The 23,218-nt window shown below is 34.2% G+C and carries 22 protein-coding genes; 16 read left to right on the top strand and 6 right to left on the bottom strand.

Annotation, left to right across the window (positions count from 1 at the left end; translation table 11 throughout):
• Positions 1 to 82: 82 nt before the first annotated feature.
• On the bottom strand, positions 83 to 655 hold the full coding sequence (gene ribH / locus C8C85_RS12370) for a 6,7-dimethyl-8-ribityllumazine synthase (protein WP_116797329.1): 573 nt from the start codon (positions 653 to 655) through the stop codon (positions 83 to 85).
• A gap of 77 nt (positions 656 to 732) precedes the next feature.
• Positions 733 to 1,509, bottom strand: coding sequence for a tetratricopeptide repeat protein (locus tag C8C85_RS12365; RefSeq protein ID WP_116797328.1), 777 nt, complete (start codon positions 1,507 to 1,509; stop codon positions 733 to 735).
• A gap of 389 nt (positions 1,510 to 1,898) precedes the next feature.
• Between C8C85_RS12365 and recF the strand changes: the two genes are divergently transcribed.
• The 8 genes from recF to C8C85_RS12325 all read left to right on the top strand — a co-directional run bounded on the left by recF (position 1,899) and on the right by C8C85_RS12325 (position 9,057).
• Positions 1,899 to 2,978, top strand: a complete 1,080-nt coding sequence (gene recF, locus C8C85_RS12360) for a DNA replication/repair protein RecF (RefSeq protein WP_116797327.1) — start codon at positions 1,899 to 1,901, stop codon at positions 2,976 to 2,978.
• A 78-nt stretch (positions 2,979 to 3,056) separates the two neighbouring features.
• Entirely contained in the window at positions 3,057 to 3,755 is a 699-nt protein-coding gene (locus C8C85_RS12355) for a thioredoxin domain-containing protein (protein WP_116797326.1), read from the top strand.
• 8 nt (positions 3,756 to 3,763) lie between these two features.
• Positions 3,764 to 4,435, top strand: a complete 672-nt coding sequence (locus C8C85_RS12350; RefSeq protein WP_116797325.1) for a DUF2461 domain-containing protein — start codon at positions 3,764 to 3,766, stop codon at positions 4,433 to 4,435.
• 35 nt (positions 4,436 to 4,470) lie between these two features.
• On the top strand, positions 4,471 to 5,484 hold the full coding sequence (murB, locus tag C8C85_RS12345) for a UDP-N-acetylmuramate dehydrogenase (protein WP_116797324.1): 1,014 nt from the start codon (positions 4,471 to 4,473) through the stop codon (positions 5,482 to 5,484).
• 129 nt (positions 5,485 to 5,613) lie between these two features.
• On the top strand, positions 5,614 to 6,228 hold the full coding sequence (locus C8C85_RS12340) for an FMN-binding negative transcriptional regulator (RefSeq protein WP_116797323.1): 615 nt from the start codon (positions 5,614 to 5,616) through the stop codon (positions 6,226 to 6,228).
• Positions 6,229 to 6,304: 76 nt separating this feature from the next.
• Entirely contained in the window at positions 6,305 to 7,411 is a 1,107-nt protein-coding gene (locus C8C85_RS12335) for a glycosyltransferase (RefSeq protein ID WP_116798476.1), read from the top strand.
• Positions 7,402 to 7,953, top strand: coding sequence for an RNA polymerase sigma factor (locus tag C8C85_RS12330; protein ID WP_116797322.1), 552 nt, complete (start codon positions 7,402 to 7,404; stop codon positions 7,951 to 7,953). Before C8C85_RS12335 ends, C8C85_RS12330 begins: the two co-directional genes overlap by 10 nt.
• A gap of 279 nt (positions 7,954 to 8,232) precedes the next feature.
• Entirely contained in the window at positions 8,233 to 9,057 is an 825-nt protein-coding gene (locus C8C85_RS12325) for an energy transducer TonB (protein ID WP_116797321.1), read from the top strand.
• Between the two features lie 87 nt (positions 9,058 to 9,144).
• On the opposite strand, the gene C8C85_RS12320 is transcribed toward C8C85_RS12325, so the two are convergent.
• Positions 9,145 to 10,005 (bottom strand): M48 family metalloprotease, encoded by an 861-nt coding sequence (locus C8C85_RS12320; RefSeq protein ID WP_116797320.1) that lies wholly within the window; start codon positions 10,003 to 10,005, stop codon positions 9,145 to 9,147.
• A gap of 243 nt (positions 10,006 to 10,248) precedes the next feature.
• Here C8C85_RS12320 and lipA point away from each other — a divergent pair, with 243 nt between their 5' ends.
• From lipA to C8C85_RS12305, 3 genes are all read left to right on the top strand, one after another.
• Positions 10,249 to 11,148, top strand: a complete 900-nt coding sequence (gene lipA / locus C8C85_RS12315) for a lipoyl synthase (protein WP_116797319.1) — start codon at positions 10,249 to 10,251, stop codon at positions 11,146 to 11,148.
• Between the two features lie 66 nt (positions 11,149 to 11,214).
• On the top strand, positions 11,215 to 12,231 hold the full coding sequence (gap, locus tag C8C85_RS12310; RefSeq protein WP_116797318.1) for a type I glyceraldehyde-3-phosphate dehydrogenase: 1,017 nt from the start codon (positions 11,215 to 11,217) through the stop codon (positions 12,229 to 12,231).
• Positions 12,228 to 14,408, top strand: a complete 2,181-nt coding sequence (locus C8C85_RS12305) for an ATP-binding protein (RefSeq protein ID WP_116797317.1) — start codon at positions 12,228 to 12,230, stop codon at positions 14,406 to 14,408. The genes gap and C8C85_RS12305 overlap by 4 nt, the downstream gene beginning before the upstream one ends.
• On the opposite strand, the gene C8C85_RS12300 is transcribed toward C8C85_RS12305, so the two are convergent.
• Together C8C85_RS12300 and lpxK are read right to left on the bottom strand one after the other, a co-directional pair.
• Positions 14,405 to 15,217, bottom strand: coding sequence for a purine-nucleoside phosphorylase (locus tag C8C85_RS12300; protein ID WP_116797316.1), 813 nt, complete (start codon positions 15,215 to 15,217; stop codon positions 14,405 to 14,407). The genes C8C85_RS12305 and C8C85_RS12300 overlap by 4 nt on opposite strands.
• Positions 15,189 to 16,214: a tetraacyldisaccharide 4'-kinase gene (gene lpxK, locus C8C85_RS12295; protein ID WP_116797315.1), complete on the bottom strand. Its 1,026-nt coding sequence runs from the start codon at positions 16,212 to 16,214 to the stop codon at positions 15,189 to 15,191. Before lpxK ends, C8C85_RS12300 begins: the two co-directional genes overlap by 29 nt.
• A 382-nt stretch (positions 16,215 to 16,596) precedes the next feature.
• On the opposite strand from lpxK, the gene C8C85_RS12290 reads away from it, so the two are divergent.
• From C8C85_RS12290 to rluF, 5 genes are all read left to right on the top strand, one after another.
• Positions 16,597 to 17,871: a tetratricopeptide repeat protein gene (locus C8C85_RS12290; RefSeq protein WP_116797314.1), complete on the top strand. Its 1,275-nt coding sequence runs from the start codon at positions 16,597 to 16,599 to the stop codon at positions 17,869 to 17,871.
• A 379-nt stretch (positions 17,872 to 18,250) separates the two neighbouring features.
• Entirely contained in the window at positions 18,251 to 19,345 is a 1,095-nt protein-coding gene (locus tag C8C85_RS12285) for a Nif3-like dinuclear metal center hexameric protein (RefSeq protein ID WP_116798475.1), read from the top strand.
• Positions 19,346 to 19,348: 3 nt separating this feature from the next.
• Positions 19,349 to 20,128, top strand: a complete 780-nt coding sequence (locus C8C85_RS12280) for a zinc ribbon domain-containing protein (RefSeq protein WP_116797313.1) — start codon at positions 19,349 to 19,351, stop codon at positions 20,126 to 20,128.
• 47 nt (positions 20,129 to 20,175) lie between these two features.
• Positions 20,176 to 21,033, top strand: coding sequence for an alpha/beta fold hydrolase (locus tag C8C85_RS12275; RefSeq protein ID WP_116797312.1), 858 nt, complete (start codon positions 20,176 to 20,178; stop codon positions 21,031 to 21,033).
• A gap of 180 nt (positions 21,034 to 21,213) precedes the next feature.
• Entirely contained in the window at positions 21,214 to 22,026 is an 813-nt protein-coding gene (gene rluF, locus C8C85_RS12270; RefSeq protein WP_116797311.1) for a 23S rRNA pseudouridine(2604) synthase RluF, read from the top strand.
• 46 nt (positions 22,027 to 22,072) lie between these two features.
• On the opposite strand, the gene C8C85_RS12265 is transcribed toward rluF, so the two are convergent.
• Positions 22,073 to 22,999 (bottom strand): magnesium transporter CorA family protein, encoded by a 927-nt coding sequence (locus C8C85_RS12265; RefSeq protein WP_116797310.1) that lies wholly within the window; start codon positions 22,997 to 22,999, stop codon positions 22,073 to 22,075.
• Positions 23,000 to 23,218: the final 219 nt, after the last annotated feature.

The raw sequence follows: 23,218 nt of genomic DNA, 5'->3' as shown, positions 1-23,218 counted from the left end.
ATGTGACAGTCGCATATAGTCATAAAAAAAACCTATACAATTCAACGAAAAGTATAGGTCATTAGAAATTTTATTTTATTTTTTATTCTTCTATCTGCAAAGGTTGATTTTCAATTCGCAAAGCACCTGCAGATAATAAATGTTGATTATCAATTTGGTGAGACAACGAAGCTTGCTGACGAATATAAGCCATTTTAATGGCCGCTATTGCTGCTTCTGTTCCTTTGTTTCCGTGAATACCACCACTTCTGTCAATAGATTGTTGCATAGTATCATCTGTCAATACACAGAAAATAACAGGAACATCGGTTTGAACATTCAAATCTTTAATCCCTTGGGTTACTCCTTCGCATACAAAATCAAAATGTTTGGTTTGCCCTTGAATCACACATCCAATGGCAATTACAGCATCTACATTTTGAGTTTGCAACATTTTTTTAGAACCATATATCAACTCAAAACTCCCAGGAACATTCCAACGGATAATGTGATGCGGAGGCACTTCATTTTCCAACAAAGCAGTAAGCGCTCCATTATAAAGCCCTTCTGTGATAGTATCATTCCATTCTGAAACAACAATCCCAAAGCGAAAGTCTTTCGCGTTTGGGACTGTGTTTTTATCGTAATCCGATAAATTTTTATTTACGGTTGCCATTTAATTTTAGAATTTAGATTTCAGATATTAAAGATAGAGTTTTGTAATCAAAAATCAAACAATCTTAAATCTTTCTATTATTGTGCTAAACCTATCAAACCATCCACTGTTGCAGCTTCAGGTGCGTTTTCGTAGTTTTCTTTAATATCAGTGAAGTATTTCAAAGCATCCGCTTTATTTCCTAATGCCAAAGCAACTTTACCTGCTTTCATCAAGAAACGTGGAGTAGTGAAGTCATTTTTGCTAGCTTCAACTGCTTTAATATAGTTTTCCAAAGCTTCTTTTGGTTGATTTTTTTGAGAGTAAGCATCTCCGATTGCTCCTTTTGCCAAAGCACTCAACATCAAATCATTTGAACTGAATTTACCTAAATAAGTAATCGCTTCATCATATTTACCTGTATTCAAGTAAGCAATTCCAGCATAATAGTTAGCCAAGTTTCCAGCAGCTGTTCCAGAATATTCATCAGCGATTTTTACAAATCCAAATTTACCTTCAGACCCGTTCAATGCCAATTTGTACAATGAATCACTTGCAACACCGTTAGTCGCTTTTTCAAAGTTAGATTGAGCAACAAACATTTCGTTAGCAGCATCATCTTCTTTAGGATTAGCGATAAATTTTTGATAAGCAAAATATCCAACAGTTACCAATGTAATAGCACCAACAACCCCAATTATAATTTTTTGATTCTTAGCAACCCAGTCTTCTGTTTTAGAAGCTGTTTCGTCTAATTTCGAAAAAACCTCAGCCGTAGCGCTGTCTTTTTCGTCAATCAATACATTTTCAACTGCATCGTCTTTTACTTCCTTTTCTTTTGGTGTTTTATATCCTCTTTTACTGTAAGTAGCCATTTAAAATTTAATTTAGTGAACGGCAAAAATAAAATTTTTATTCTAATGCACGTAAAAAAAATGAATTTTATATTAAAATTTAGAAAAATATTTTTAATCCCTTATTTTTACTGAAAAAACACCCCCTAATATCCGAATAATTAGGGCGTGCCACCAACTAGAAAAAAGGGCTATTCACTTTGTCGTCAGCGCCCTTTTTCCTAGCTGCTGTCGGGCCATCCGCGCTACTTCGGTAGCTTGCTCCTGTCCCTCACGCAAGCGAACGGTCGTAATAAAAAAATGAAAACACAATTTCCCATCCTTTATATCGATATTTTTCAATAATTTGCACCCTCTTAGAAACCGCCCAAAAAAGGCTTCAAAGTCAACAATTCCAGCAAGAACTTCAGATGTATTTAAAAAAAATATCGTTATTCAATTACAAAAACTTTTCCGAAGCCAATTTCGAATTTGACAGCAAAATAAATTGTTTTGTTGGCAAAAACGGCATCGGAAAAACCAATGTACTGGATGCCATCTATCATTTGTCGTATGGAAAAAGTTATTTCAATCCTTTAGCAGTTCAAAACATCAAACACGGCGAAGAGTTTTTTGTAATTGACGCCGAATTTGAAAAGAACGAAAGAACCGAACAAATTGTCTGCAGTCTCAAAAAAGGCCAAAAAAAAATACTCAAACGCAACGGAAAAGCCTACGATAAATTCTCAGACCACATCGGGTTCATTCCGTTGGTCATTATTTCGCCAGCCGACAGAGATTTAATTGTAGAAGGAAGCGAAACTCGAAGAAAGTTCATGGACAGCGTGATTTCCCAATTGGATCCGCACTATCTGCAGCAACTCATCCAATATCAAAAAGTAATGAGCCAGCGCAATGCTTTATTAAAGTATTTTGCACTGAACCATACTTATGACAACGACACCTTATCAATATATAATGAACAGCTAACCGAATTTGGCCAATCCATTTTCGAAAAAAGAAAAGCTTTCATCGCTGAGTTCATTCCTATTTTCAACTTTCATCATCACAACATAACAGGTTCGCAGGAATCGGTACAATTGATTTATGAAAGCCATTTATTCGAAAATGATTTACTGACGCTCTTGCAGCAAAGCATCAACAAAGATAGAATACTGCAATACACCAGTGTGGGTATTCATAAAGACGATCTCTCTTTTGAAATCGACAATTATCCAATCAAGAAATTTGGTTCACAAGGACAGCAAAAATCATTTTTGATTGCCTTAAAACTTGCACAATTTGAATTCCTAAAAAAACAAAGTGGCGTAAAGCCCATTCTGCTTTTTGACGACATCTTCGATAAATTAGACGAAAATCGTGTATCCAAAATCATCGAAATGGTCAACAACGACACCTTTGGACAACTTTTTATATCAGACACACATCCCGAACGCACAGAAGTAATCGTAAAATCGACGCTTCAGAGTTATACTATTTTCAATTTGTAACTTTTATTTAAGATTACTTAAAGATTCAAAAAAGCAAAAAATGCTTAATTTTACACAAATATTAATACTTACACCCCGATGAAAATTAATCCCCTATATTTATTCGTTATCTGTTTTCTGGTATTTTCCTGCAACGCACAAACCTCACCAGCTGTAAAAACCGTTGATGTTGCAACATATTCAGAGAAAATAAAAACAACACCAAATGCCCAAATCCTAGATGTTCGCACACCTGAGGAATATGCAACAGGGCATATCGAAAACTCAGACAATGTGAATTGGCTAAGCGATAGTTTTGTTTTAAGAACAGACAAATACGACAAAACAAAACCCGTTTTTGTATATTGCAAAAGTGGAGGAAGAAGCATCAAAGCTTCCGAAAAATTAGCTGAATTAGGCTTTACAACTGTTTACAACCTTGACGGCGGAATGCTAAAATGGGAAGCAGCGGGTTTAGCAAAACCCGATACTAAAATCATTGGCGTTTGCCCTCAGGAATATGCGGAATTATTAAAATCCGACAAGAAAGTGTTAGTGAATTTTTACGCACCTTGGTGTGCTCCCTGCAAAAAAATGGAGCCTTATATCCTAAAAATGCAAAAAGAAATGGCAGACAAAGTTGTTGTCATCCGACTAAATGCCGACGAAAATAAAACTATTATGCAGGAATTGAAAATCAGTGAACTTCCTACGTTAGTATTGTATGAAAATAAAGTAATCAAATGGCAAAAATCAGGATTCGTTAGTGAAGAAGATTTAAAAAACCAATTGCAATAATCCGGCCTATGCTCTCAAAAGACACTTTACAATTTCTCGAAGATTTAAAAGCCAACAACAATCGTGATTGGTTTCTTGAAAACAAAAAACGCTATGACTCCGTAAAGAAAGATTACCATCAATTGGTCGCTTCTTTTCTTGACAGACTAAAACCACTTGATCCTTCATTGGAAATGTTGGAAGTCAAAAACTGCACCTTTAGAATCAACAGGGACGTCAGGTTTGCCAAAGACAAATCTCCCTACAAAACGAATTTAGGTGTTTGGATATCCGCAGGAGCCAAAAATGCAGAAGCCTCAGGATATTATCTACATATAGAAAATGGAAAATGCTTTGTAGGCGGTGGATTGTATTGCCCACAGCCTGACCAACTCCAAAAAATCAGAAAAGAAATTCACTTTTTCTATGATGATTTACAGGAAATTTTAAGTGACAAAAAGTTTAAATCCATTTATCAAAATCTGAACAGGGACGAGAATTCGACTTTAAAAAATCCGCCAAAAGGCTACGATAAAGAAGATCCAGCCATTGAATTTTTGAAATTGAAAAGCTTTACAGCCACTCAACCTTTCGATACAAAACTGGTTACTCAAAAAGATTTCGTGTCCATAATGACAGAAAAAATGCTAGTATTGAAACCTTTCAATAATTTTATCGACAGAGCTTTATATTCGGAATAAATCCAAAGATAAACACTACTTAATTACAATTCTTTATGGAGATTTTAAATAATTTTTCTTTAAAAAACTACAATACATTTGGCATTGAAGCCAAAGCCGAACAATTTGTTGCCGTTCACAGCGTATCTGAATTGAAAAGCATTTTGGAACAAAACAAAAACCAAAAGAAATTCGTTCTTGGAGGAGGAAGCAATATGCTTTTGACAAAAAATATCGAAGCTCTAGTGATCCATATTGACTTAAAAGGAAAAAAAATACTGAAAGAAGATGCCGATTATGTTTGGGTAGAAAGTCAAGCAGGTGAAAATTGGCATCAATTTGTGCTTTGGGCAATAGATCAAAACTTTGGCGGGCTCGAAAACATGTCACTTATTCCAGGGAATGTTGGCACAACACCAGTACAAAACATTGGTGCTTATGGCACTGAAATCAAAGATACTTTTGTTTCCTGCGACGCGATAAATATCGAAAATCAGGAAATAAGAACTTTCACTAAGGAAGAATGTAATTTTGGATACAGAGAAAGTGTTTTCAAAAACGAGGTAAAAGACCAATACATCATTACTTCTGTAGTTTTCAAACTCACGAAACAAAATCATAAAATAAATACTTCGTACGGAGATATCACCGCCGAATTAGCAAAAAACAATATTACAACTCCTGGCTTAAAAGACGTGAGCAATGCGGTAATAGCCATTAGAAAAAGTAAATTACCTGATCCTGCCGAATTAGGAAACAGTGGCAGTTTTTTCAAAAACCCAATACTTTTAAAATCAGATTTTAAAGCCATTCATCAAAAATTTCCGGAAATGAGATTCTTTGATATTTCAGAAACCGAAGTCAAAGTTCCAGCTGGTTGGCTAATTGAGCAAGCTGGCTTGAAAGGAAAACGTTTTGGAGATGCCGGAGTCCATAAAAATCAAGCATTAGTTTTAGTGAATTACGGAGGAGCAACAGGACAAGAAATTTTGGATGTTTCGAAAACTGTCCAAGACACAGTTTTCAATACATTTGGCATACACATTGAAGCCGAAGTGAATATAATATAGATTGCAGAATTCAGATTGCAGAAAACAGAAAATAGAAAACAGAAGACACAGCTAGCAACACTCAATTAACTATTATCTACTTTCTATCTAAAATCAAAAATCGTTAATCCTCAATCTAAAATTACAAATATGCACATTCCAGATTTATATAAAAACGAAGATAAAGAAGCTATCAGAACCTTTCTAAAAGCAAATGCTTTTGGTATTCTAATCAATCAAACCAATGGAAAATTATGGGCAACACACATTCCATTGGAACTGGAAATCAATATAGCAGGAGAAGAAGTTTTAATGGGACATATATCAAAAGAGAACCCGCAGTGGACAGCATTTGAATCGAATAACCAAGTTTTGGCTGTATTTACAGGACCTCACTCCTATATTTCTCCATCTTGGTACGATCATGAGAATGTTCCCACTTGGAATTACACAGCAGTTCATGTTTATGGAAAGATAAAAATCATTGAAGGAGATGCCGTTATTAATTCATTGACCAAATTAGTGGACAAATACGAACAAAACTCCAAATGTCCCGTTCGAGTCGCTGATTTATCAAAGAAAACGATGATGCAGACCCGTGGAATTGTAGCTTTTGAAATTAAAATAGAAGAAATACAAGCGCAAAATAAAATGTCACAAAACCGAGATGACAAAAATTATTCGAATATTATTTCCGAATTAGAAAAAACAGAAAACCCTCAATCTATGGCTGTAGCAAAAGAAATGGCTAAATATAGAAAGTAATTACTGATTTTATATTGATAATTGACAATTGCTATTTACATTTGCAATCGTTTTTAAAAGCCAAAAAAATACAATGATGCTAACCTTTACTTTATATTTTTTTATTGCAATAGTTGTCATTCAACTTTTTTACTATCTAATTGTTTTTGGTAAATTTTCTTTTGCCAGAGCACAGGAAATTGAAGCCAAAAACATTCCAATTTCTGTAATTGTTTGTGCCAAAAACGAAGAAGAAAACGTTATTAAATACGTCCCTTTATTGGCTGAACAAAATTATCCAGATTTTGAAATCGTTTTGATTGATGATGCTTCCAGAGATAATACTTTAGAGATTTTTGAAGAATTTGAGAAACAATACCCTAATATTCGCTTGGTTAAAGTAAAAAATAACGAGGCTTTTTGGGGAAATAAAAAATATGCTTTAACGCTAGGTATCAAAGCCGCAAAAAAAGAATATCTGTTATTTACTGATGCTGATTGTTACCCTACTTCCAAAGATTGGATAACAGCTATGAGCTCCCAGTTTACAAAACAAAGAACCATTGTTTTAGGTTATGGAGGTTATGAAAAAATAGCCAATTCTTTTTTGAACAAAATAATCCGATACGAAACTTTACTTACCGCCACGCAATATTTTTCTTGGGCAAAAATGGGTAAGCCTTATATGGGCGTGGGTCGTAATTTAGCCTACAAAAAAGAAGAATTTTTCAATGTAAACGGCTTTATCGATCATATCCAAGTACGCTCTGGAGATGATGATTTATTCATCAATCAAGCAGCAGATTCAGACAATACAACAATTGCTTATTCTCCCGAAAGCTTCACGTATTCAGCTCCAAAAACCACTTTTAAAGATTGGTTTACTCAAAAAAGGAGACATGTTGCCACTGCCAAACATTACAAAGCATTTGACAAAATACAACTAGGTCTTTTCTTTAGTTCCCAACTGTTGTTTCTGTTATTACCGATAGTCTTGTTAGCTTTTCAGTTTCAATGGATATTGGTATTAAGCCTTATTGGTTCTCGATATTTAATTACTTGGATTGTTATTGGATTTGCCGCAGGAAAATTAAAAGAAAAAGATGTGATGTATTGGTATCCTATTATAGAAATTATACTTATATTCACTCAAATTAATATCTTTATAACCAATATCTTCTCAAAACCTGCGAATTGGAAATAAGCAAACAAATAGAAAAAGCGAAAAAAGGAAATCAAGTTGCCTTTACTTTTCTATTGGATTACTATTGGAATGAGGTGTACGGTTTCATGCTAAAACGCACTGAAAACGAAACCACGGCGGAAGATATTACCATTGAAACTTTTTCTAAGGCATTTGACAAAATAGCCACATACAACTCGGAATTTCAATTCAATACTTGGTTGATTTCGATTGCCAAGAATGTTCATATCGATTTAATCCGCAAAAAAAAATCAAGCCTTTTTATTGAAATTACAGATGAGCAAGACCAAACGGCCTATAATGTAGCCGACACTACTCCATCAGCTGAAGACGTTTTAATTACCGAACAAAATCTTTCGCAACTATTACAATTCATCAAAGAATTGAAACCTCATTATCAGGAAGTGATTCAGCTACGTTATTTTCAGGAAATGAGTTACCAGGAAATCGCCAATAAAATAGACGAGCCACTAAGCAATGTAAAGATCAAATTACTTCGTGCCAAAAAATTACTTTCTGAAATTATCCAAAACAGACGATAATTTCATCAAAAGATCTTATTAAACAATACTCGGAAAAACACACTCCCCAACTGCATTAGAATCTTTAAAAGCCACTTGCATTAACAGAACTTAATTTGTTAAATAATCATAGTTATATTCAATAAATATTTTTATATTTACCTTTAACAATATCTATTTAACAATTCTGTTAAAAAATAACCACATTCATACATAATAAATTTCCTGTTATTTGCGTTAGAAACTAAAACCACTTTAGCTTATGATTTAATTATTACTTAACCATTAAATCCATGAATTATGTCTAAATCAAACATCTTCGAAACTAGCTGGATTAACCTTGTATTCGAAAACAGAAACAAAGAGTATGGCGCGTATCATTTACGCCAAGAAAACACCAAGACATCCTTTTTTGCGCTCTTTATGGGAGTATCACTTTTGACTGCGGCCATTAGTATACCAATGGTTTATAATTATCTAAATCCGGAACATCGGATTCCATCATTAGTCCCAGACTTACCTCCAGTTGTAGTCGCGGATTTCACCCCTTATGTACCGCCTCAAGCAAAAGTTGAAGAACCTATGCCTCAAGCTAAAAAACCAATTACACAGAACACCAACACCGATGCACAACTTATAAATCCACAAATCGTTCATCCTGATGCAGCAACCCCAAAGGATATTGCATCCAACATCGATCTAAAAACCAATCCTAGCGATAACACATCGGGAGTAGCTGGTTCAGGAGTAGGAACAACCCCTTCAACAGGCACAGCTGTTGCAAGCAGCCCCGGCATTACTGAGAACACGATCCTAACAAGCAATATGGTTGATAAAATGCCCGAATTTCCGGGCGGAATCAAAAAGTTCTACACTTATGTGGGTAATAATTTTGAAAAACCCGAAATAGACAGCGAAAACGCAATCCGAGTAAGTGTTTCTTTTGTTATTGAAAAAGACGGAAGCATGACAGACATAAAAGTTTTAAAAGACCCCGGTTATGGGCTTGGAGCTGAAGCCATTCGTGTTTTAAAATCTTTAAAAACCAAATGGTCACCAGGCATGTTTGAAGGCAAAGCAGTTAGAACTTCTTATAATTTACCTATCACAATTCAACCAAATTAATTTCACTTATTATAAAAAAAAAGAGAAAGCTGAACTTTTGAGGTTCAGCTTTCTCTTTTTTATAGACTCGATAATAAAGAAAATTTATTATTTCTTTTTAGTTGTGGTCTTCTTTTTTGTCGTTGTAGTTTTCTTTACAGGAGTTGTCACTGTTGGCTTTTTCACATAAGGCTTATACAAACCATCCTTTTCAGCCCTAGCTTTGGCTTCATCCGCTCTTAAATTGGAATCAGGATGTGAGCTCATCATTTGATCTATAAACGAACTTTGAGCACCTTCACTCATTTTTGCTAATATTCTAAAAGCAGATTCCTCAGCATTTACATCGTACCCATTTTTTTTCATAAATTCATACGCAAACAAATCGGCTTCAGATTCTTGCTTACGGCTGTATTTACTATCAATCATTGCACTACCAATTTTAGCCAGTTGGCTATCTGTAACAGCAGCAACTTTAGTAGATTGAGAAGCTGCAGCATCAATCAAAGCTTCTTTTTGATACAAAGCTTTCATAGCATCTCTGGAATCATGGTTATTAACATGTCCGATTTCATGACCAATTACCGCTATTAATTCGTTGTCATCCATTACATCCATCAAACCTGAAAAAACACGTACACTGCCATCAGCCGTTGCAAAAGCATTGACGTCCTTAGTAAGGTACACTTTATAATTCAACGTATAAAACTCCCCTTTTGTATATTTTCCAAAAACTTTAGCCAAACGGATAGCATAAGGATCTGTCGGTCCTGCCACTTTGTTTTCGGCATCCATTTTGTCAACGGCCGGTTTTGACAATGCGGCAGCATCCGCATCGGTAAAAGTAAATCCTGTCATTCCTTTTTGAACAGCACTCAATGCTCTCTCTCCAAAATTAATTTGTGCTTGGGCTGCAGACAACCCAAACAATATTGAAAAAGCACCCAATAATAATGATTTTCTATTCATCTTTTATTTTATTTTTTTTAAAGCGCAAATATAGTACAACTTTAAAAATTACAGAATCCTGTTTTATTTAATATTCAAAATTTAACACTATAAACCCCTAAATTATATTTCTCTAAAAAAACTCTTTTAATGCGAAAATCGAAAAATTGACTTGATTACCAAACAAGTTTTATCAAAATTCGCAAATAGTGAGTTCGAATTCTAAAACTACATTGCTTATCTTTGTACTCTGAAAATTGAAATATGGAAACTGTTTTAGATAATACATTACCCGTTGGAACCCGAGGCGGAGCCGAATCGAGCGTAGCTAAACCAAAATGGCTGAAGGTAAAACTTCCAATAGGACAAAAATACACTGAGCTTCGCGGTTTGGTAGATAAATATAGCCTAAATACAATTTGCACTTCTGGAAGCTGCCCAAATATGGGAGAATGCTGGGGAGAAGGAACTGCAACATTTATGATTTTAGGAAATGTATGTACGCGTTCTTGTGGTTTTTGCGGTGTAAAAACCGGAAGACCGGAAACCGTAGATTGGGATGAACCTGAAAAAGTTGCTCGTTCTATAAAAATCATGAACATCAAACATGCAGTAATTACCAGTGTTGACCGAGATGATTTGAAAGATGGTGGTTCAATCATATGGATTGAGACTGTAAAAGCCATTCGCAGAATGAATCCAAACACTACCCTAGAAACTTTAATTCCTGATTTCCAAGGCATAGAAAGAAACATCGACCGTATCGTAGAAGCCAATCCTGAAGTGGTTTCACATAACGTGGAAACCGTTAGAAGACTAACTCGCGAAGTACGTATACAGGCCAAATACGACCGAAGTCTCGAAGTTTTGAGATACCTAAAAGAAAAAGGAATCAATCGAACTAAGTCTGGAATTATGCTGGGTCTTGGCGAACAAGAAGAAGAAGTTTTTCAAACTATGCGTGATTTACGTGCAGCCAATGTTGACATTGTTACTATTGGTCAATATTTACAACCTAGTAAAAAACATCTTCCCGTAAAAGAATTCATAACACCGGATCAATTCGAGAAATATGAAAAATACGGTTTGGAGTTAGGATTCCGCCATGTAGAAAGTGGTCCATTGGTTAGATCTTCTTACAAGGCACAAAAACATATTTTATAAAAAAGTTTAATCGTTTAATTGTCAAACCGGTTAAACGATTAAACGGTTAAACAAATCAACGAGAAATTGAAAACAAGAATCGCGATTAATGGATTTGGAAGAATTGGGCGAAATTTATTCCGCTTGCTTTTAAACCATCCCACTATAGAAGTAGTTGCCATAAATGACATTGCAGATAAAAAAACAATGGCTCATTTAGTAAAATACGATAGCATTCACGGAGTTTTGCCCGTTGCAGTAAGCCATGATGAAAAAGGAATTGTGGTTGACGGGAAACACTTTTTATTTTTCCACGAGAAAAGCATCCCAAATCTTGATTGGAAAAGCATTAACATTGATTTTGTTGTAGAGTCTACCGGTAAATACAAAACTTTTGAAGAGATAAATGCCCATGTTTTGGCTGGTGCCAAAAGAGTAATTCTTTCAGCTCCATCAGAAGTGGACAATATAAAAACTGTGGTCTTAGGAGTTAATGAATCCATTCTTGACGGGACAGAAACCATTATATCCAATGCCAGTTGCACCACCAATAATGCAGCTCCAATGATTAAAGTGATTGAAGAGCTTTGCGGAATTGAACAAGCCTACATTACTACTATTCACTCTTTCACTACCGATCAAAGTTTACATGATCAACCTCATAAAGATTTACGCAGGGCAAGAGGGGCAAGTCAATCCATTGTCCCAACAACAACTGGAGCAGCAAAAGCGTTAACTAAAATTTTCACATCTCTGGATGGCAAAATGGGCGGCTGCGGAATTCGAGTACCTGTTCCCGATGGCTCATTGACTGATATTACTTTTAATGTAAAACAACCGGTTACCATACAAGAGATAAACAACGCTTTTAAGTTGGCCTCACAAACCAATTTGAAAGGAATTCTAGAATATACAGATGACCCTATTGTATCAGTAGATGTAATTGGTAATAAAAATTCATGTATATTTGATTCACAACTTACATCCGTAATCGATAAAATGGTAAAAGTAGTTGGTTGGTATGATAATGAAATTGGGTATTCCTCCAGAATCATTGATTTGATTTTATTGTTAAATAATAATAAAAATTTCCATCAAACATGAAACACTTTTTATTATTTACTGTTTTTTTTCATTCACTGCTCTATTCTCAAATAGAGAATAAAGTAGACAGCGTTACTTATTACTCTAAATTAGCGAGCGAGAATATTAAAAACAATAATTATAAAGAGGGTTTATCATACACTCAAAAATCAATCGATTATTGCAAAAAAAATAAAAATATTGAGGCACAAGCTTCGCAAACATTCAACTTAGGTAAAATATATTTTGACCTAAACCTCCATAATGATGCTATCGAATTATTAAGCAAAAGTATTGTATTATTTAACAGTATTTCCAAAAAGCCCAACGATAAAGTCGCTCTTGCCTATTACTATATAAGCTTGTCCTGCGTAGAGAGAAAAAACTACATCCTTGCTGAAAGTTCTATTCTCAAAACCGAAGAAATTCAAAAAAAATTAAAAATAAAGGATAAGGCGGATCTGATCAGACTACAAAAAGGAGTACTTTCAAAATTAAGGGGCGACACTGCATTGGCCTCAATCCTTTTTAACGATATTATTGCAAAACCAGACAGTCCTGACTTAACAAATTCAAAAGCCGAAGCCTTTTATCAAATGGGAACGATTGAAGTCGCCAACAATAGATACAACCTGGCTTTGAATTACTTCAACCGAGCTTTAGAATTAAATAAGGAAACTAAAAACCTAAATCAAAAGTCTAATATTTTATTGGCCTTAAGCTTGGTTTATGACAAATTACTGGACAAATCTACCGCCTATACCTACTTAAAAAAACACCTGAATCTAAAGGAAAGCATAGTACTTGCAAATGAAGAAAAACTTGGCACTAACGACTATGAAACTTTTAAAGAATCTCAACGAAAAAAAGAAGAATTATTAATTGAAAAAGAAAATAGAGAAAAGGAAAAAGCAGATAAATTTTCCAAGCTCATCAGTATTTTGGCTATTGCAATTATTTCAATTTTATCACTTTTGAGTTTATCACTTTATAAGAACAACATCATTCGTAATCAAACCAATTCATTATTGAAAGAAAAAAACAATGAATTAATTGCGGCCAAGAACAAAGCCGAAGAGGCTTCAAAAGCAAGATCTGAATTTCTATCTACAGTGAGTCACGAGCTCCGAACACCATTAAATGCAATCAATGGAATTACGCACCTACTATTGGAAGAACATCCAAAAAAATCACAGATGCATTATTTGTCTTCATTAAAATTTTCAGGCAACTACTTAACTAACTTTATCAATGATATCTTAGAAATAAATAAAATTGAATCCAATAAATTAGAAATAGAATACATTAATTTTAATCTCAAACAATTATTGGGAGATATCCAAAACTCTCTCAAAGAAATTGCCACCATAAACAACAATAAATTCATTCTCAAAATAGATTCTGCCATACCTGAAAATTTAATAGGCGACCCCACAAAACTGTCTCAAATTTTCATGAATTTAATCAATAATGCACTGAAATTTACCAATAATGGAACAGTCAGTGTTTTTGCCCGGTTAAGAAATTATCAAAATGAAAATGCTACTATCTTTTTCCAAATCATTGATACGGGTATTGGAATTCCGGAAGATAAATTAAAAACAGTCTTTGAAAGTTTCTCACAGGGATCCGTAGAAATCAATAGAAAATTTGGAGGTACGGGATTAGGATTAACCATTGTGAAAAAATTGGTTCGTATCTTAGGAGGTCGAATAAGGCTGAAAAGCATTGTTGGTGAAGGCTCTACTTTCTCCTTTGAATTAAATTTCAAAGTAGACAGCAAACCTTTGCTAAATAAAGTTGTAATCAAAAATTACAATCCAGAAATCTTCAAAGACAAAAAAATATTGGTGGTTGAAGACAACAAAATCAACCAAATGATTACCAAAAAAATGTTGACAAATAAAGCGATGAAATGTACCATTTTAGACAATGGTGAAGAGGCTATTCAAATGCTAAAAAGCAAAGCATTCGACATGGTCTTAATGGATGTTCATTTGTTGGGAATCAACGGTACAATCGCAACACAACAAATTAGGGAGTTTGACACCAAAACCCCTATACTTGCCCTTACAGCTATTTCATTAAATGAAAACAGGGAAATGTTACTTTCTTTTGGCATGACAGATGTAATCACAAAACCATTTGTAGCCGAAGATTTTTACTCCATTATTGCCCAAAACATAACCAATTCCTAATCCCTTACAATCAATTCTTTGATAAGCTTACGCAAATGGGGTTCTGCATTTTTCGCTGCCGCCAAAACCTCATCATGCGAAATGGTCAGTATACTTTCGGCATCTCCCATATCAGTGATAATAGAAACACCAAACGTTTCCAATTCCATATGACGAGCCACAATTACCTCCGGAACCGTTGACATTCCTACACAATCGGCACCCATAATCTTAACCATTCTATATTCAGATAAGGTTTCAAATGTTGGTCCTTGCAGTCCAAAATAAATCCCATCATGAACTTCAATACTTAATTCTTGTGCTATTTCTTTTGCCTTAGCAATCATTTCAACAGAATACGGTTGGCTCATATTCACAAACCTTGGCCCAAAACGTTCATCGTTTTTTCCCCGCAAAGGATGTTCTGGCATAAAATTGATATGATCTTTGATAATCACAATAGAACCCACTTTGTAGTTCGGATTTACACCTCCAGAGGCATTGGAAACTATTAACTTTTCAATACCCAAATACTTCATCACACGAACCGGAAAAGTCACCTCTTTCATGGAATATCCTTCGTAAAAATGAAAACGCCCTTGCATGGCCACCACTTTTTTACCACCAATAGTTCCAAAAACTAAAGCCCCTTTATGTCCTTGAACAGTCGAAATGGGAAAATTTGGAATTTCCTCATACGGCAATGTATATTCAATTATAATGTCATCCGTAAATCCGCCCAATCCAGACCCCAAAATCACACCAAATTCAGGCGTGAAATTTATTTTAGCTTTTATATAACTAACGGTTTCTTGTACTTTCTCCCACATACTTCAAAATATTTTTATCAAAATTATCACCATCTGAAAGAAACGAACTTTTTATAGGTAAAAAATATAGCTGTTTACTTAAAATACTTCCTTTCAAACGCACATAATCTTTTTCGGTTGTTACAATAATCTTATCTCCTGCTTTTTTCTTAATTTCCTGCAATTCGCTTTCGCTAAAATGATGATGATCTGCAAAAGTCAAACATTCGTCATTTTCTTTTTTCAAATGGGCAAAAAACGATTCGGGCTTCGCTATTCCCGCCAAAAGTATTTTATCCATACTTTTTAATTCTGCAACTTTTATCGTTTTTTCGCAGGAATAAACTACATCATCATAGTCAATAAAGGTAAAGAACAAACTTTGATTTGAAGAGAGATTCAGTTGTTTTTTTATTGCTTTTTGATCTTTCAAAGAAAGATTTGATGGGCATTTTGTGACAATAACAATATTGGCTCTTTGCACTCCACTTCTACTCTCTCTTAAATTTCCGGTTGGCAACATAAAATCATTGCAGTACAAATCACCATAAGAAGTAAGCATGATATAAAACCCTGCTTTCACCTTTCTGTGCTGAAAAGCATCATCCAATAAAATAACCTCTGGAGAATTCGAATTGGAAAGCAAATGCTCGATTCCATTCTTTCTGTTGGCATCAACTGCTACCTGAATGTTTTTGAATTTTTGATAAAACTGAAACGGTTCATCACCCAATTCTAAAGCATTTGAATTTGAATTAGCCAAAACAAATCCTTCAGATTGTCTTTTATAACCCCTGCTTAATGTTGCCACTTTATACTTATCCGAGAGCAACCGTATCAAGTATTCAATTTGAGGAGTCTTTCCCGTTCCACCCACACTTAGATTTCCCACTGCTATAACGGGCAAATCAAAAGAATAGGATTTTAAAATTCCTGTATCAAAAAGAAAATTCCGAATACTGGTAATAAAGCCATACAAAATGGCAAATGGAAACAATATTTTTCGCAGTAAATTCATTTTACGAAAGTAAAACATTTTATGATAATGCAGAAAGTAATTACAAGTCTAAAATATTCAAAAAATAGGAATATTCATTTTGTAAGAATTTAAAACTACATTAAAGAACACACAAAAAAAGCTTTTTTTTCATATTCGTTTTTAATAAAAAATGATACCCGAGATTAAGATAAACACAAATTAGCATACCATTTTTTAACTAATTATGAAATCGATTTTACTACACTATTTTTTTTCTAAAAAAGAGCTATCAATTAAATTTTAATTGTATTTTTGTTAAAAATCAAACAATTACACATTATTTACACTAAAAACATAGATATAATCAAAATTTAAAATGTAATAAAAGTCTCAAATTTGCCTAACCTACAATCTTCACAACATGAAAAAAAACTACATTATTGGTATTACATTGTTATTGTTTGCAGGAACTATTCAAGCTCAAAAAGATAAAATAAAAGCAGCTGAAAAAGAAATGAATAGTGGGAATCTTCAGAATGCCGTTATTATCCTTAAAAGTATCGAATATCAAATCTATAATTCGAATGATGAAGACAAAACCTTATTTTATTTTGTTCAAGGAAGTTCTTATTTAGGATTGGCCGATAAAAATATTGAAGAGGGAAAAAATTTAGCTTTGGCTGCAAAATCTTTCCAAGAATTAATCAAAGCCGAATCCGAATCAGGAAAAATAAAATATTCCAGTCAGGTGCAAGTTTCCTTTAAAAGTATTAAAGGACGATTAGTAAATAGTGCAATAAAAGATTCCAAAGCAGACAAGTTTATTGAATGTGGCTCAAAACTCTACGAAGCCTATTTAATGGACAAGAAAGACACAATTAACTTATATTATGCAGCATCGGCCTTTGTAAGTGGAAAAGATTTTACTTCCGCACTTAAACACTACGAAACACTTAAAACCATCAATTATTCTGGAATTGGAACAAATTATTATGCATATAACAAAACAACACAAGTAGACGATAGCTTCCCGACAGCTAATGAAAGAGACATTTTTGTTAAAGCTGGCACCCATGAAAAACCAAGAACCGAAAAAGGATTATCAAAAAGAGGCGAAATTTATAAAAACATTGCCTTGATTTATGTTCAAAACGGGGAAACAGAAAAGGCTAAAAAAGCAATTTCGGATGCACGGAAAAAAAATCCAGAGGACTATTCATTGGCTTTAACAGAAGCAGACTTATATTTAGAATCAAAAGACTATGATTTGTACAAAAAAATGGTAGCTGCTATTTTGGAAAAGAACCCAAATGATGTGAATTTAGTTTTCAATCTAGGAGTACTAAGCGCAAAAGCAAATAATCCAACCGAAGCCGAAACTTTTTACTTGAAAGCAATTTCTATTGACCCGCAATACATTAAAGCTTACATTAATTTATCTGTTTTAAAACTGGAAGGACTAAAAACAATAAATGATGAAATGGATAAATTAGGAGCTTCTGCAAAAGACATGAAAAAATACAATGTCTTAAAAACAAAAAAAGAAGAAATTTATAAAGGCGTAATTCCTTACCTCAAAAAAGCAGTCGAAATAGACCCGAAAGACAAAGAGATTTTACAAAGTCTTTTGAGCGTGTACAATGCTTTGGATATGACAGCCGAATATAAAGACTTAAAAGCTAAAGCTGTTTATTAATACATCAATTCTTCTAATCAAAATAACATCGTTTGATTAGAAGATTTTTTTTTACAACTAACTAATCCCTACCAACAAATTACAAGCTTATTAATACGTTTTGGACAGATGTTCCAATGCAGATGTTTTTCCATATATCGAACTCTAAATTAACCCATAATATAGCAAATTTAGCTCTACAAAAAACGTTATACAAAATAAAAAACAGAAGCAATATTTTTCGAAATAAATTCATTTTTCGAAAATATAATATTTTATCTTTGAGCGGAAATTATTAAAAACAAACTAATAGTAACTTCTACAAATTAATTTCAAATAATTTGCGTTATTAATTTATAAAATACAGATTAATAAATACCCCGAAAAGATTAAACAAATGATTACAATAAAAGAAATTCTTTCTGTTCTTGAAGAAATGGCTCCATTGGCTTATGCCGAAGATTTTGACAATGTAGGTTTAATAATAGGAAATGAAAATACCGAAGCAACAGGCGTTTTAGTTTGCCATGATGCTTTAGAAAATGTAATTGACGAGGCAGTTGCCAAAAAATGCAATTTGATTGTTTGTTTTCATCCTATTTTATTCAATGGTATAAAGAAAATAACCGGAAAAAATTATGTAGAACGCGCGATTCTCAAAGCTATAAAAAATGATATTGCCATTTATGCTGTCCATACCGCATTAGACAACCATCCAGAAGGCGTAAACAAAATATTTTGTGACACTTTAGAACTTATAAACACTCAAATCTTAATCCCAAAACAAAATCACATCCGAAAATTAGTTACCTATACCATTCGAGACAATGCCGAAAAAGTTCGAAATGCATTATTTGAAGCTGGAGCGGGAAGCATCGGAAATTATGACAAATGTAGTTTCAACTCTGAAGGGACTTTCACCTACCAAGGAAATGAAAAAAGCGAGCCTACCATTGGCGAAAGAGGTGTAATGTCTAGAGGTACCGAGGTTAAAATCGAAGTTGTTTATGCCAAGCATTTAGAAGCAAAAATCATAAAAGCATTAAGGGAAAACCATATTTACGAAGAAGTTGCCACTGAAATCTACAATATGAAAAACACTTTTAATCATATTGGTTTGGGAATGATTGGCGAACTAGAAGAGCCAATGGATGAAAAGGATTTTCTGCAGTATGCAAAAGACAAAATGGGAGCCAACGGAATTCGTCATTCGGCCTTTACAGGAAAAAAAATAAAAAAAGTGGCAGTCTTGGGCGGATCAGGAAGTTTTGCGATAAAAAATGCCATTCAAGCCGGTGCTGATGTATTTTTGACAGCCGATTTGAAATATCACCAATATTATGAAGCCGAAAATCAACTTTTATTAGCCGATATTGGACATTTTGAAAGTGAACGCTATACAAAAGAGTATATTGTTGATTATCTTAGAAAAAAAATCCTTAATTTTGCAATCATTTTATCGGAAGAAAATACAAATCCAGTTAAGTACTTATAGAATATGGCGAATACGAAAGAATTAAGTGTTGAGGACAAGTTAAGAGCAATTTACGATTTACAGCTAATTGACTCTAGAATTGACGAAATCAGAAACGTTAGAGGAGAACTTCCTTTAGAGGTTGAGGATTTAGAAGATGAAGTTGCAGGTTTAAGCACTCGTTCAGAGAAATTGAAAGGGGAATTAGAAGTTATCGAAAACCTTATCAAAGAAAAAAAGAATGCAATTGACGAACACAAAGAAGCTGTCAAAAAATACACTAAACAACAAGAAAGCGTTCGTAATAACCGCGAATTCAACTCTTTGACTAAAGAAATCGAATTTCAAGAATTAGAAATTCAATTGGCTGAAAAGCAAATCAAAGAAATGAAAGCTTCTATCGAGCATAAAAAAGAAGTGATTTCTTCTTCAAAAGAGAGATTGGAGTCTAAATCATCTCACTTGAAACATAAAAAATCAGAATTGGATGCTATCATGGCCGAAACTCAAAAAGAAGAAATCTTCTTGACTGAGAAATCTGCAGAATATGAAGCATTAATTGAAGAACGTTTATTGGTAGCCTACAAAAGAATCAGAAGCAGTGTTCGTAACGGACTTGCAGTTGTTTCTATCGAAAGAGGCGCATCAGCAGGATCATTCTTCACGATTCCACCACAAACACAAGTAGAAATTGCTTCAAGAAAGAAAATCTTAATCGATGAGCACTCCGGAAGAATCTTAGTCGACAGTGTTTTGGCTGAAGAAGAAAGAGAGAAAATGGAACAATTGTTTTGTAAATTCTAAAAAAATCTAAGCCTCGAATTTCGAGGCTTTTTTTATACCCCTACATTTTGAGTCTAAAAAAAAGCATCCGATTTCTAACAGTCAAATCCGTTGGTCTTTACATCAACCTACTTAGTTTGATTCAACCAAAAAAGGCGTTGCATTTATCCTATACACTGTTTACAAATCCCAGAATTGGAAAAATAGCCAATGACCAACTTCCAAAAATCCTGCAAAACACAATCAAAGAAACCTTCCTGTACAACGAACACCAGTTTCAAACCTATACGTGGGAAGGAAATAACACCAGAATCCTTTTAGTTCATGGCTGGGAAAGCAATTCGGCCCGTTGGGAGAAAACGCTACCCTATCTACAAAAATCCGGAAGCACCATCATTGCTATAGACGCTCCCGCTCACGGACAAAGCAGTGGTAAGGAATTCAACGTACCCCGTTATGCCGAGTTCATTAACAAAGCGGTCGAAAAATACAACCCAAGCATCATCATTGGTCACTCCATAGGTGGCGCGGCCTGTATCTATCATCAATATTTACACCCCGAAACTAGCATTGAAAAAATGGTGATTCTCGGTGCTCCCTCCGATTTAAAAACGTTGATCGACAATTATATCCAAATGTTGAGTCTCAATCGCAAAATGTTCAGCCTTTTAGAAAAACGCTATTTAGAAAATTTTAATTTTAAATTAGAAGATTTCTCCGGTGGCGCATTTGCAAAACATATTAAAATCGCAGGAATCATTGCCCACGACACCACCGACACAGTGGTCGCATTTGAAGAAGGCCAAAAAATCGCAAGTGGCTGGAAAAAAGGAAAATTCATCACAACCCAAGATTTAGGCCATTCGATGCACGACGATGATTTGTACCAAGAAATATATCGCTTTTTATTTGAAGCCGAAGAATAGGCTTTTTTGTAATTATGGGTTCCCGCTATCCGTTACAATCTTATGTGCCGAACCCCGGCACATAAGGATTTTCACTTCTATCGGGGCTAAAGGGTTTTATTTTTTTGTCTCAGGAAACATACCCACATTTTCTAATAATCTAAAAATTCAAGGAGTCTAAAAAAAGACTATTTTTGCAGTATGGAAGAAAATCTAAAACGCCTCAATAAATTCATAGGAGAAACGGGCTATTGTTCCCGTCGCGAGGCCGATAAATTTATCGAAGAAGGCCGAGTAACCATCAATGGGGTGGTGCCAGAACTGGGAACCAAAGTTTCACCGGATGATGAAGTACGCATAGACGGAAAACTAATCCGTGAGAAAAACGAAAAACCAGTTTATCTGGCTTTCTACAAACCCGTAGGAATAGAATGCACCACCAATCTGGAGGTTCGCAATAACATTGTAGATTACATCAATTATCCAAAACGTATTTTCCCAATTGGCCGATTGGACAAAGCCAGTGAAGGTTTGATTTTTATGACCAATGACGGAGATATCGTCAATAAAATATTGCGTGCCAGAAACAATCACGAAAAAGAATATACCGTAACTGTAAACAAACCCATAACCGACCGTTTTATAGAGCGAATGGGCAATGGCGTACCTATTTTGGATACTGTTACCCGTAAATGTAAAGTAGAGCAGATCAGTAAATACATTTTCAAAATCATTCTGACTCAAGGACTGAATCGCCAAATCCGCAGAATGTGTGAATATTTAGGCTACGAAGTTACAGCCTTAAAACGTATCCGAATTATCAATATTTCACTAGACGTCCCAGTAGGTCGCTACCGCGATTTAACCGATGCTGAAATAAAAGAACTCAATGCTCTTATTGAGCCTTCTAGTAAAACCGAAGAAGCCAGTTTACCTAAAACAGAAGCTCCAAAACGAAGAACCGAATTCATCAAAAGAGATGACCCTCGATTTAAGAAAAGAGGAGATTATTAAATACTAAAAAGCCGTTTCAATTAAATGAAACGGCTTTTCGTTTATATCAAAACCATCGTTTTCTTTTGAATAAGAAAACACCAAACATAGATAGTAAAACAGAGACAAGTATAACAATAGGCATACCATATTTATTGTCTTCAAGGTTATTTGGCACATTCATTCCATACAAACTAGCCATTACCGTAGGAATCATCAAAATGATCGAAATAGAAGTCATTTGCTTCATAATGGCATTCAAATTATTGGAAATAACTGAGGCATAAGCATCCATCATACCCGTTAGGATGTCACTGTAAATATTTGTTGTTTCCTGTGCTTGGCGCAACTCAATCTCAACATCTTCCAACAAATCAGGGTCATAATAATCCCTTTGTGATTTGACATTCTTGATTCTATGAAGCAATATATCATTACCTTTCAAGGAAGTCATAAAGAACACCAAACATTTTTCTATTTGGAGTAAAGCCTGTAATTCTTCATTCTTAATAGACTCTTCCAGATTATCCTCGGCTAATTTTATCTTTTGATTGACCTGTTTCAAATATTTTAAATACCAAACACTTGATGATAAGAGTAACTTTAAAACCAAATCAAAATAATCTTTGATATCTTTATTTTTACGTTGAGTATAGATAACAAAATCCGTTAGCATTTCTGTTTTATAAAAACTAATGGTAACGCAAATTTCTCCTTTAAAAACGACTCCAACCGGAATCGTATTAAAAGGCAATTTCACATTATCTGTACTTACCGGGATTCTAATAATTATCAATGTCCAACCGTTCTCAACTTCTATACGGGGTCTTTCATCAATATCCTCAATATCATTGTAGAATTCTTCAGGAATTTGCAATTCTTCCAGGAGGTATTTTTTCTCTATTGGAGATGGGCATTCAATATTGATCCAGCAGTTTGGAGTCCATTCATTAGACTCGATTAATCCGTTATTGTTTTTGTAAAAAGCTTTCATTTCAAAATTCTATAGGTTAAGTTATAGCATCTTGAATGTTTTTCAAGTGCTTTATTCTTTCAATTTTTCCGAATAATAATCGTCCATTGGGGTTGTTTATTTTAAGTTTTGCAAAAGTATTCTTTATATTTTTAAAAAATCAGGAAGTAATGATAATTATGGTAGTCTTAAGACAAAAAAACCTCAAACTTTCGCTTGAGGTCTAATTTATTACAGTTT

The organism is Flavobacterium sp. 103 (assembly GCF_003096795.1).
Taxonomy (GTDB): Bacteria; Bacteroidota; Bacteroidia; order Flavobacteriales; family Flavobacteriaceae; genus Flavobacterium.
This window is presented reverse-complemented; position numbering and strand designations above follow the sequence as displayed.